The organism is Acinetobacter sp. V91_7, assembly GCF_031799075.1.
In the GTDB taxonomy this organism is placed as follows: Bacteria; Pseudomonadota; Gammaproteobacteria; order Pseudomonadales; family Moraxellaceae; genus Acinetobacter; species Acinetobacter calcoaceticus.
On the sequence record NZ_JAVQNT010000041.1, the window covers coordinates 16,865 to 29,181 of the forward strand.

Annotated in this window: 11 protein-coding genes; 8 read left to right on the forward strand and 3 right to left on the reverse strand. The window is 33.5% G+C overall.

Going from position 1 to position 12,317, the window contains the following annotated elements:
• The first annotated feature begins 20 nt into the window (after nt 1–20).
• Both RMB03_RS13625 and fdhD read left to right on the forward strand, forming a co-directional pair.
• Nucleotides 21–2,444: an FdhF/YdeP family oxidoreductase gene (locus RMB03_RS13625; RefSeq protein WP_311076609.1), complete on the forward strand. Its 2,424-nt coding sequence runs from the start codon at nt 21–23 to the stop codon at nt 2,442–2,444.
• An 81-nt stretch (nt 2,445–2,525) separates the two neighbouring features.
• A complete protein-coding gene (fdhD, locus tag RMB03_RS13630; protein WP_311076610.1) occupies nt 2,526–3,314 on the forward strand; it encodes a formate dehydrogenase accessory sulfurtransferase FdhD in 789 nt (262 codons plus the stop codon).
• Nucleotides 3,315–3,615: 301 nt separating this feature from the next.
• On the opposite strand, the gene RMB03_RS13635 is transcribed toward fdhD, so the two are convergent.
• On the reverse strand, nt 3,616–4,479 hold the full coding sequence (locus RMB03_RS13635; RefSeq protein ID WP_311076611.1) for a bestrophin family ion channel: 864 nt from the start codon (nt 4,477–4,479) through the stop codon (nt 3,616–3,618).
• A 941-nt stretch (nt 4,480–5,420) separates the two neighbouring features.
• Here RMB03_RS13635 and drt2 point away from each other — a divergent pair.
• Nucleotides 5,421–6,824, forward strand: a complete 1,404-nt coding sequence (gene drt2, locus RMB03_RS13640) for an antiviral reverse transcriptase Drt2 (protein ID WP_311076612.1) — start codon at nt 5,421–5,423, stop codon at nt 6,822–6,824.
• Between the two features lie 224 nt (nt 6,825–7,048).
• Nucleotides 7,049–8,050, forward strand: coding sequence for a hypothetical protein (locus RMB03_RS13645; protein WP_311076613.1), 1,002 nt, complete (start codon nt 7,049–7,051; stop codon nt 8,048–8,050).
• 244 nt (nt 8,051–8,294) lie between these two features.
• Here the strand turns inward: RMB03_RS13645 and RMB03_RS13650 are convergent, their stop codons facing one another.
• Nucleotides 8,295–8,969 carry a metallophosphoesterase gene (locus tag RMB03_RS13650; protein WP_311076614.1) on the reverse strand — a complete coding sequence of 225 codons (675 nt, stop codon included), beginning with the start codon at nt 8,967–8,969 and terminating at the stop codon, nt 8,295–8,297.
• A 203-nt stretch (nt 8,970–9,172) separates the two neighbouring features.
• On the opposite strand from RMB03_RS13650, the gene RMB03_RS13655 reads away from it, so the two are divergent.
• On the forward strand, nt 9,173–9,430 hold the full coding sequence (locus tag RMB03_RS13655) for a helix-turn-helix transcriptional regulator (RefSeq protein WP_311076615.1): 258 nt from the start codon (nt 9,173–9,175) through the stop codon (nt 9,428–9,430).
• A gap of 34 nt (nt 9,431–9,464) precedes the next feature.
• Here the strand turns inward: RMB03_RS13655 and RMB03_RS13660 are convergent, their stop codons facing one another.
• Nucleotides 9,465–9,677: a helix-turn-helix transcriptional regulator gene (locus RMB03_RS13660; RefSeq protein ID WP_311076616.1), complete on the reverse strand. Its 213-nt coding sequence runs from the start codon at nt 9,675–9,677 to the stop codon at nt 9,465–9,467.
• A 96-nt stretch (nt 9,678–9,773) separates the two neighbouring features.
• Here RMB03_RS13660 and RMB03_RS13665 point away from each other — a divergent pair, with 96 nt between their 5' ends.
• The 3 genes from RMB03_RS13665 to RMB03_RS13675 all read left to right on the forward strand — a co-directional run bounded on the left by RMB03_RS13665 (nt 9,774) and on the right by RMB03_RS13675 (nt 12,312).
• On the forward strand, nt 9,774–10,493 hold the full coding sequence (locus RMB03_RS13665) for a hypothetical protein (protein ID WP_311076617.1): 720 nt from the start codon (nt 9,774–9,776) through the stop codon (nt 10,491–10,493).
• Nucleotides 10,494–10,614: 121 nt separating this feature from the next.
• Nucleotides 10,615–11,103 carry a hypothetical protein gene (locus tag RMB03_RS13670; RefSeq protein ID WP_311076618.1) on the forward strand — a complete coding sequence of 163 codons (489 nt, stop codon included), beginning with the start codon at nt 10,615–10,617 and terminating at the stop codon, nt 11,101–11,103.
• 66 nt (nt 11,104–11,169) lie between these two features.
• Entirely contained in the window at nt 11,170–12,312 is a 1,143-nt protein-coding gene (locus RMB03_RS13675) for a CBASS cGAMP-activated phospholipase (protein WP_311076619.1), read from the forward strand.
• Nucleotides 12,313–12,317 lie beyond the last annotated feature (5 nt).

Consider the following 12,317-nt stretch of genomic DNA (forward strand, 5'->3'; position numbering starts at 1 on the left):
CCAATAAAGAGGGCACTCAAATGAACAATTCAGAACAAATAAAACCTGAAGGTGAAGAGCGTCATATTCAGGAAAATACGAATTTCGCGCGTATCGAACCTTATACACATCCTGCTGGTGGATGGGGGGCTTTATTGAGTGTTGCTCGAAATTTAAAAAGGCAAGAAGTTTTCGCAAAAGGCTCAATTACTTTAATGAATATTAACCAGCCAACAGGTTTTGATTGTCCTGGTTGTGCATGGCCTGAAAAAAAGAATGCTCATGCATTTAACTTTTGTGAAAATGGAGCAAAAGCTGTTGCATTCGAAGCAACAAGTAAAAGAGTTACTCCAGAATTTTTTGCGCACCATACTGTCAGTTGGCTAGCCGAGCAAAATGATTTCTATTTAGAGGATTTAGGACGTTTAACAGATCCGATGCGTTATGATGCGGCTACGGACAAATATGTTCCAATTTCTTGGGATGATGCGTTTCAAATCATTGCTAAGCATCTTCAGGCTTTAGATAACCCAGATCAGGCCGCTTTTTATACTTCAGGTCGAGCAAGTAATGAAGCTGCGTTTTTATACCAATTATTTGTGCGCAGTTTTGGAACCAATAATTTCCCCGATTGTTCAAACATGTGTCATGAAACGACTAGTGTGGGTTTGAAAGACTCTATTGGGCATGGGAAGGGTACAGTTACTCTAGAAGACTTTGATGAAGCAGATGCTATCTTCAGCTTTGGACATAATCCAGGTACGAACCATCCTCGAATGCTAGGTACTTTGCGTGAAGTTTCGCGTAGAGGTGGGAATATTATTGCCATTAACCCTATTAAAGAACGTGGATTAGAACGCTTCCAAGACCCGCAGGCTCCAATTGAGATGATGACTAATGGAAGTACTCCGATTAGTCGTTTTTATTTCCAGCCTAAAATTGGCGGGGATTATGCTCTTCTGTTAGGCATGATGAAACATCTTCATGAATGGGATAAACAAGCATTGCTTGCAGGTAAAGCCAGTGTATTTAATCGTCAATATATTGCCGAGAATACAGTTGGTTTTGACGAAATGTTAAAAGAAATTGATCGAACAGAATGGAGTGATATTTATAAGTATTCTGGTCTTTCTCCAGAAAATCTAGAATCAATTGCTAAAATGTTCTTAGATTCTGAGCGTTCAATTTTTTGTTGGGGCATGGGGATCACACAACACAGACATGGTACGGCCAATGTCCATATGTTAGCGAATTTACTGTTAGCGAGAGGGCAGATTGGCCGTCCAGGAGCAGGCTTATGCCCAGTTCGTGGGCACAGTAATGTGCAAGGCGATAGGACGATGGGGATTCATGAGTTACCAAGTGAAAAAATGCTTGATAACATAGACCGCGTTTTTGGAATTAAATCACCTAGAAAACATGGTTATGGTGTCGTTGATACCATTAAGGCGATGTATGAAGGGGATGTGAAGGTCTTTATTGGTTTAGGTGGAAACTTCGCGGTTGCAACTCCAGATACTCCTTATACACAAGAGGCTTTAAGACGTTGTTCATTGGTTGTCAATATTGCAACTAAGCTAAACCGTAGTCATCTAGTTTGTGGTAAAGACGCATTAGTTTTACCGTGTTTAGGTCGAACAGAAGTAGATAAACAACTGAAGGGTAATCAAGCTATCTCAGTTGAAGATTCAATGAGTAATGTCCATTTGTCAGCTGGACGTAATGAGCCTGCCTCACAAAACTTACTTTCTGAACCTGATATCGTTGCGCGAATGGCTGAAGCGACTTTATCAGACTCTAAAATTAAATGGCGTTGGTATATTGAGGATTATGATCGTATTCGTGATTCTATTGAAGACGTTTTTGAAGAGTTCAAAGATTTCAATGGTCGCGTATATCAACCAGGTGGTTTCCATCTTATCCATCCTGCGAATGAGAAAGTTTGGAATACCCCAGCTGGTAAAGCTCAGTTCCTCATCACACCATTAACAGAAGTCTATAAAGATCAAGAAAATCAATATGCTGCTGAGTATAAAGAGAGCAAAGTCTATACGTTAATGACGACTCGTTCACACGATCAATACAACACGACTTTATACGGACTTGATGACCGATATAGAGGTGTTTTTGGTCAACGTCGCGTATTGTTTATGAATCAAAAAGACATTGATGAAGCAGGATTTGTTGATAATCAATGGGTTGATATTGAAAGCGTATTCTCTGATGGCGTGAAACGAGTGGTCAAAAGTTTCCGAATAGTGCCTTATAACATTCCGCAAGGAAGTTTAGCGGCATACTATCCTGAGACGAATCCTCTTGTTGCGCTTTCAAGTCATGATAAATACGCGAAAATTCCAGCCTCGAAGAGCATTCCGGTTGTTCTACATCCAGGTGATGCGCCTGAGCACTTCAATTTATTTACTGAAGTTGATCCTGAAAATGCAGAGAACAAGGTTGGAATCTAAGTATTTAGTACTTTAGTTCACTATGAGTGAAATTGAATGGCAATCTTTGATTGCCATTCTTAATTGTAAGGAAAACTAAAGTTGGAGCTAAAATTGTCAGGTTATGAGTCAATTCAAATTACACGATTTGAGAAAGGCCAAACAGAGACTCAGTTTGATAAAGTTGTTCAAGAGTATCCTATTGCCTTAGTTTATAATGGTATATCGCATGCTGTTATGATGGCTACACCAACTGATGTAGTTGAATTTGCAAAAGGCTTTAGTCTTTCTGAAGGGATAGTTGGAAGTTTAAAAGAAATTTACTCAATTGATATAATTCAGAATAATTTTGGCATACAGGTTGAGATGCAGATTTCATCAAAAGCTTTTATGGCATTAAAAGAACACCGCAGAATGCTCATTGGTAGAACAGGATGTGGCTTATGCGGTATAGAGAGCCTACAACAATTACATTTTTCTTTACCAAAAATTAGTCATCCAGTTAAATCAGATTGGTTAAGTGAAATCCCTAGCGCAGTGAAACAATTAAAAAGTCAGCAAAAAATTACGGCTGTTACAGGGGGAGCGCATGCTGCAGCTTGGGTTGAGAATGGAATAATTCTAGCTTTATTTGAAGATGTTGGACGTCATAATGCATTAGATAAATTGCTGGGGCATATTTCTGCACAGAACTTTGACTTATCGAAAGGCTTTGTTGTGATGACTAGTCGAGCAAGTTATGAGCTGATTCGAAAGTGTGCTGTTTTAAATATAGCTTTACTTGCAACGATTTCGGCCCCAACGAGTATGGCAATACAAATGGCACAAACAGCTGGCTTAACTTTGGCAAGCTTTTGTCGAGGCGACGGTTTTGTAATCTATACTCAATAAATTCTGATGCTTTAGTAATAGGTCTGGGTGGACATTCAGGTGCAAGAAAAAACAGTATCTTGCATGTGATTGCTAGACCAATAGCTCCAACATAAGGTTGGATTTAAATAAATAGTCAGCTTTGCTTTGGATAAAAAAGAGAAAATAAATTTATCTATTTAACAACGTCGTATGGGTGTTTAGTCTCGCAAACAAATATTCCCACAAGCGTTTTGGTCGGAGAAAAGCAGAGAGTAGCATTAAGACTATGAACAGATACTATTTGGTATCTATAAGAAGGGATCAAATTATATTATTAATCTCATAAATGTTTATTCATTTCATATTCAATATTCGAAACCATCTTGTCGAGAGGTAATCCATTAATATTTAAATTAAAAGGTTCTTCAAGTTGAGTGCTGAGAGCATCTAATCCTAAGAATAAATAAGCAATCAGGCCAACTAAGAAAGGAGTGCCAATTCCTAATGTGGTTTCTAAGCTAAATGGTAATGTAAAACAAAAACAATATACCGCACGATGTAATAGTACAGAATATGAGTATGGAAGAGGTGAGTCTTTTATTCTATCGCATCCTGCTTGGACATTACCTAAATCGGTGATATGTGTGTTTATTTGATTGTAAATAATATCTGTCACCGCTTGTTCTTTTAGTGCTGTAATCAAAACATGTTGTATTTTTTCTAAAATAAATTGAGGTGGATTTTTTTGTTCTAGTAATATTTTGATATCAGAATCGCTAAGAAAACTATAATTTGAGAGTATGTCTGCATTTAATGGGATATTACGTAATCTATAGCGTAATATGCTACTGAATAATATTAAATAATTCAGTATCAATATTCGATATGATTTTGTGAGTAGAAGAGTTTCACGGAGAATGTGTCTTGATGAAGCGATTAATGTTCCCCAAAGTTTTCTCGCCTCCCACCACCGATCATAACAAGCAGTATTTTTGAAACCTAAGAAAATGGATAAAATAACACCAAATATTGAAAAGCTAATAGTAGGGAATGTTGCAATTTTAATGACATTAAAATATATCAAACTGCTAAATGCTGTTGAAATTATTAAAACTAGAAGTAGTGCAGGAAGTATTTGAGGCAAAACTGTTTCATTCCATGCAAAAAGTAAGGATATGATGCTTTTTTTGTCTCTTTCAAACATGGTTTTTTCCTTTATATCTGATTTTATTATAATTTAGATATATTAGAATTAATAGAAGCCTAAACTTATCTGCTTGGATAAGTTTTTATATCGAATTTGTTGTTAAAGTAATTAAAATCAATATGTTGTGATCGAGTTGTGTGAAATTTAATAATCAAAGTGAATATGTTTTCATGTTGTATTATAAAAAGAAAAAATGAGCGAAATAGTTAAAATATCTATATTTTATTTATCCTATAAATTAAAAAGAGCCTAAAATTTAGGCTCTTTTTTAACTCGATCCGAAAAACGACAATTGAAACTTCCTTGGTAGCACATATAAATCAATGACTTAGGTTTTGGTGCGACAATTGAAAAGTGCATAAAACGACAATTGAAACTTCCTTATTTTGCCAAAACGACAATTGAAACTTCCTTTTTTTGTCTGATAAAACGAAGCAGGCTTCTGTTTGACTAGTATTTCCTAAATTAAATATTGTATGAGTAACTATAAATTTGATACTTGGTGTTAATTTATATAAAAAAATGAATTTTTCTTAGGAAGAGGGAGCAATAATTAATGAGAGAGAAGTTTTAAAATTTAAATATTGATTTTGTTTATATTTTTTAATAAATTAATATTGCCTTTGGAGTAGGTCGCCTAGCTCGCAAAGGGAGACAGTTTGAACTGTCAAGCAGTTTGTTAAGAAGTATTGTAATAATGAACCTAGCCATTAAGGCAATCCATGGTTTCAACACTAACAGTATCATTAGCAAGTGGTTTGTGATCATACTAGCTCCAATAGTATAGCATGTTAAGTTTAATGCGTTTGTCAAAGCTGTTTTTTTGACTAAATTAAGTGCTGGGTTTAAGAAGTTTTTGAACCAAAGTTTAAAGACTCCGTAAGGGCGTAACGTGAGACGCGCCACAAGCCCTTACGGATCTGCTAAATGGAATTGTTTTGTTAAATTTTAATCAATACAAAGAAGAAATATACGATAAAAAACATCGGATAAACGATTCCCACAATAATAGGCTCAAGTCGAGAGTACATTTTGATACTCCATTAGATGTTCACTCTGCTTTTGAATTAGTCTCTAATCCTGATAAAGTCTCAAAACATTGGTTTTTACCATTTATTGGTTTTGATCAAAGTGTTAGAAAAATTAGAAGACACAATGGTTTAACTCGAAGAGTATCTAAAGTTCGACCATTACGATATGCCGCAAACAAAGATGGTTATATTTACGCTTACTACTCATATCTTCTTGATAGACAATATGAGAATTTAATTAAAAAGACATCCTTAAACAATTCAGTATTAGCATATCGTTCTTTAGGAAAATCTAATGTTGACTTTGCAAAAGAGGTATTTGATTGGATTGCTCAAACACAAGGATGTAATGTCTTAACTATCGATTTATCTAGTTTTTTTGATACTTTGGATCATGAAATATTAAAAAAACAGTGGCAAAAAGTTAATAATGTCGATCGTTTATCTCAAGATAACTATATGGTTTTTAAGTCTTTAACAAATTACTCTTTTATGAATATAGAAGATGCATTACTCGCGTTGGGATGGAGCGATAAACTTAATAGAAAACGATTAGGTGAAAAAATTCCCAATCCCTTAAGGAAAAAGACAAGCGCCTATCATCAATCCTTAAAGGATTTTCGAGATATTCGTAAATATAAGTTTTTGGGACCAAATGAATCATTTAAATATTTGATCCAATTTCCTGAAAGAATAGAGGGAAAACGCTATGGTATTCCACAGGGTTCTCCAATGTCAGCCGTACTTTCTAATATTTATATGTTAGATTTTGACTATCATTGCTGTGATTTGATGGAAAAAATAGGAGGACTGTATAGACGTTATTGTGATGATATTATTGTTTTATTTCCTGAAAATGTTCAAATCAATGATATCTATATTGCCTTACAAAGCGCTTTAGGAGAACTTGGTGGTTCTCAGCTCAAAATAAATCCAACTAAAGTTGAAAAAATACAATTTATCAATGAATCTGGACAATTAAAAGCAGTAGATGCCAGTACTAAAGTTGATAAGCCTTTGCAATATTTGGGTTTTACTTATAATGGGAAAAAGATTCTAATTCGTTCATCAAGTATATCTAACTATTACAGAAGGCTTGTTTCGAAAATAAGGTCTTCTAAAAACAAAGCTAGTCAAAATAACTCTATACTTTATCGTAGAAAAATTTATCGTATGTACAGTCATTTAGCTCGTAAGCAACGTAACTTTATAACTTATGCGTATAGAGCTTCAGAAACAATGGAAGATAGCTTTATTAAGAGGCAGTTATCTAATCATTGGCAGCGCATTCATCATGAAATAAATAAATAGTCGTCAATTTAAATATCATTTGGTAGTGGTGTCGCAATTTACTAACGGGCTATGCCCGTAAGAATCTAGCGTTTAGTTTTTTTAGGCGATAAGATGTTAGATGATATGTGAGGATGATTTAAGGACAGGTTTTAGATAGTTGTAAGTAAAGGTTGCATTTTATGTGATTATATTTATGCTGAAATAAACATTTAATATAAGTAGATAAAATGAATAAGAGCTATATGACTAATTTCGGTTTAGAAACTAACAATGATCATTATGTTTTTAAGACCTCACATTCACTAGACCATAAATTTTCTGAAAATCATGAAGATATCATTAATAAATGTCATATTTATTGCGTTGTTGACTGTCCAAGAATAACTTTTATACCTAATACATTAAAATATGAAATTATAAATAATCAGCTTTTTTTTACTGTAGAAATGAATTATAGATTTAAAGGTAAAATAAAAAGTGTCAGTATTTTTGATAGTTTTGTTGTTCATAATAATAAAGTTCGAGTGGAAATTGATGAATTCCCACATACGGATATAATAATAAAAGATGAAAATAATCAATTTATAACCTCTAAAACAGCTATAGAAATTGCTTATCTGCTTGGAATTGAAGATATTACAACAATGAAAGTGCTGTATGTGGGAAAAGGGACAGGTATAAAGAAAAAGAAAAATGCTTTAGAGCGTGCAGACGGTCATGAAAAAATTGGTAAAATATCATTGGATTGGGGGGCAAGACATCCAGACCGTTCAATTTTAGTAGGTTTTTTTGATTTTCCGCCCATAATTAAACCTATAACCATTGTTGATTTTTCGGATCCTACTAGAGTACATGGCGAAGAAAATGAAAAAAGAATAAGAAAAATAAGTAGTTTTGAAATGTCATTAAGAGAACAAACTTTAATGATCGAAATGGCTTTGATTAGATATTTTCAGCCTGAGTATAATACCCAAGTAAAAAATGACTTGCCTGAGAAAGATTCAGTTAGTTTAAGAAAATGTTATGAATATGATATTACAGCAATTCTTGTTAAATTTTGGACAGAAGATGAAACAAGCAAAAAATTTAAATATTCTTTGTATTCTGATAGTGTAGAAAAAAGTTCAAAACATAATATTAGTATCGAACTTGTAGACCCCCAGGTTAGAAAAGGAATCTATTCGTTTGGTGGTAATAATATAGCTCCACATGGGACGATTAGACGTAATAAGAAAAAAAAGTGATAGAGATAAGGGGAATATTAAGGATTTTAATCTTCAAAAAATATAAATGATTCTATTACCATTAACAAATGAGATTAGCCTGCGCTACTAGCTTGCCAGCTACTAACAAGCTCTAGCATTTGAATAATTCCAGTTATTCATTCTGATTCTTTTAATTATATATGATTAAAAGAATCAAGACGTTTAGGTTAAAGCTATAAATTTTTAATATTGACCAAAGATAGGTTCTCTAATCACTCATTGGTTAAGTGAGTTTTTTTATATATAGATTATTACTCCAAAAAGAACCGATATCGATATAAAAACAATTATCAAGTTGGATGGGGGATTTCACGATCGTATGCCCTAAATAGACTTCATCTATATTTCGGATAGGTTCATAATCTTCACAATAGTTGCGAATACGATCTCGGCCCCATAGCGCTTTTTGATAAGCGGACTGTAGTCCAGATATTTGATAATTACCTTGCTCAACGTCTTTCTTGAATAACTCCCAGTCATTGCAATCTATATCTGCATGAACAAAGCCAATTTTTTTGCTAAAGGTTTTTAGCTCTATAAGAATTGGAAGTTGAGAAAAGGTGGCAGAAATTTCTAATTGTTTATTTTGTGGTAATGAGTAGAACCATTCACCACCATTCCTTAAGTGTATATCCCGAATTCTAAGATCAGTTTTTCCTAAGATACACATTTCCTCATGATTTCCCCGAATCATAGTGAACCATGGTTGGTTGATAAGAGTTAGACAATCGATATTTTCTGGACCTTTATCTATTAGATCACCCACTGATATAAGTAAATCATTATCAAAGTCAAAATTGTGTTCATCTAATTTTTGCATTAGAAGAGAATAACAACCGTGGATATCACCTACGACAAAAATATGTCCTTTAGAATGGGATAGGTAATGAGTAAACATAGTCTTTTCTCTTGTAAAGCAATTGAAGAGTGTAATCATCAAAAGATTTTAAAACTAATACTTTTGAAAAGTTCATTCCTGTTTTCTAGTAGGGTACTCGGTGAGATAGATTAATAGATCTTATAAAGTTAGCTATATAGCTAACTTTATTCATTATTTATAGAATGTTAGCCATATAGCTAATTTTGTATGAGAGGAATACGATGGCGCATAGAGGCCAGATAGGTGAAAAAGTAAAAGAAGCAAGAAAAAGCAAAGGCTATACACAGCAGAAACTATCTGAATTAACTAGAATTAATAAAACAACCATATCTGAAATTGAGAATGGCCGTTTTACAGGATCTTTTGATATCTTTGAGCGTATACTGGATGAGGTTGGATTACAATTTGAAGTCGTGCAAAAGAAGCATATTTTACCTGATTGGGATGAAATCGAAGCGTTATTTACAGAGAAAGACTAATGAATAACATATTAAATAGATTAAAAATTTTAAATTAATTATCAGGCAATAAATCTTTAGCATTAGTCTCTAGAACATTAGAGATTTCATACAGTTTTAATATCGTAATATTGACTTCACCTCTTTCAATTCGGCCTAGATAACTGCGATCTATATTGCAGAGTAATGCCAATTTTTCCTGACTGATTTCTTTCTCTTTACGTTTTTTACGAATTAATTGTCCAACTTTTATAGATAAATCTTGCATAAATTCTATTCACATAAAGAATAGAACTATTATTTTTTGCGGATTAATAGTCCACGGATTATAATCCTCATTTTTAATGTTGTAAGTGAATTAAAAATGAGCAAAATTCCATTAAGTATAATTACCTTTTTCAGTTTGACTTTAGTTGGTTGCCAACAAATGCAGGAAGCTGCAAATTCAACCGCAAAAACTATTTCTAAAGGAGTTCAAGCTTATGATGGGTGGGTGAGTAATGGTACAGTTAAGGTTTGGAACGATATGCGGGATGAAAATATTCGCAATAAGTTCTTAGTACTTTCTTCACAAGGCAATAATAACGTCATCACTCTAAACTCAGCTTTATTAAAGGATAAGTACAAATTAGAGAAACGAACTTTCGATGCCATCTTTCTAGAAAAATATATTACTCACCAAGCTAATTTTTCAGAAGCAAATCGTAGAATTAATAATGGTATTTACGTTTCAGAAAAGGACTTGGCTGCACAACTTTTTATTGAGCAAGCATTAGCTAGAGGTAATGAAGTTCGTTTATATAAGAAAGATGTAAATGCATCACTGAATAATAATTTAAGACAAGCGATTACTGCCTTTAATGGTGCATCTAATCGTTATGATGTAGATCCAGCTTTAATTGAATTTGATAAAAAGGGTAGTCCAGTTGCGATTATGACTCGTTCTTGGCAAACCATCTCAGCAATTGGAGTCGATAGCCGTATATATACCAATATTTATTTTGGTGCAGATATGATGCATTGGTTTGAAAACAATTATACCAATCGTTATTTGGAAAATAATTTAATTCGGACATATCGTTAATTTACTTCGGTTTAAACTTTAATGAAGCATAGGAAAGACCAGTACTTTCCCATGCTTATCTATACTTTGGCTAACTAACCCATTGTTCATTTTCTATTTCAATTGTTGATCTTATATTTGTATGTCTAAACTGACTTTACCCTTTTACCATGAATTTTTTGAAATCCTTGAGAGTAATGAAATATTGAATTGGAGAGCAAATGATTTTGTCCAAGCCATTTTTGAAAAAAGAAAAAACATGGGAGATCAGGACCGCCAGTTAATCTATAGAGGGCTAGCCATTCTAGTCGAGTGCAAATATTTAAAGTGTGAAAAGAAAGCTGAGAACAATAGGATATATAGATATAGTGAGGCTCTTCGACTTAAAGTACATAAGGAAAATATTCAGCAAGAGAAAATAAAAGAAGTATTACTTACCGAGCAAAACATTATTGAAAAATCATTGCAGAGAAACAAGGTAGAACAAATTCTTATTCAGGATATTATCCATAAACATCCTGACTTTGAAAATTTCTTACATAAATATGATCGATGTATTTCTAAGAGAATAGTTGAACTGGAAACTAAAGTTCTTTTTATTAAATCTATATTGAATGATATTGATCTCTAGATAAATATTTATAAACGAACCGTCATTTTTTTCTGAAAGAAAAATCATTTTTTCATAAGGATTCACTTGAAATTATACAAAAAACCACCACATCATTACAAAATGAGACAGGCTTTATTTTATAAGATTATAGGTAAGCCACTGTTAAAAATAACGAAATTAACCTTTATTACAGGTATGAAAATGGATATAGAAACTAAGCCGTTTCAAATTTTAGCGTTATCTGGTGGTGGGTACCGTGGGTTATATACTGCACAGGTTCTTGCAGATTTGGAAGAAGAGTTTGGCTCACCAATTGGCCAACGTTTCGATCTTATAACAGGAACTTCTGTTGGAGGTATTATTGCAATTGCTATTGCTCTTGAAATACCAATGCAAAAGGTAGTTGAACTATTTGTTCAGCATGGTCATGAAATTTTTAAAAAAAGACGCTGGTATAGCAGATGGTTTGGTTATAGACGTTCGAATTACACTGCTGATGGTTTAAAACAACTTTTAAGTTCACCAGAACTATTTGGCGAGAAAATACTGGCTGATGCAAAGCACCCTGTCATTATTCCTTCTATTAACTACACAGAAGGAAAACCAGTTGTCTTTAAGACACCTCACCATCAAGACTTTAGACGTGATTGGAAGTTTAAGTTAGTTGATATTGCTTTAGCTACCTCTGCCGCGCCTATGTATTTCCCAAGACATATGATAGAGAATCAACAGTATGTAGATGGAGGATTGTGTGCTAACAATCCTAATTTAATTGGATTACACGAAGCAGATTATTTCTTTGATGTTAGTCTTAAAGATATCGCTCTACTCTCCATTGGTACTCTTTCATCAAAAAGAACCGTTAATGCCTCAAATAATAAAGATGGTGGTCTTATAGATTGGGCGGAATCAAAATACAAACTAGGTGATAGTGCAAGAAATATTATTGACTTGACATTAGCTAATCAACAGATGCTAATGCAACAAATTGCAGATCATAGACTTACAAGGCATAAAGGTATCTCTTTTAAAATTGATGAAAACCTTGTTGCAAAAAGTACTGACTATGTAGGGTTAGATCTAGTAAGCGAGTGGTCACAAGAAACTCTTATTGGTAATGCTCGCTCCAGTTCAAAGATCGCAATAGCGAAACCTGAACTTATTCAAATTATGAGTCATGTGGCTCCTAGCCCCAAATGGCACCATGGACCGAATAAAAATATTTAATTAAT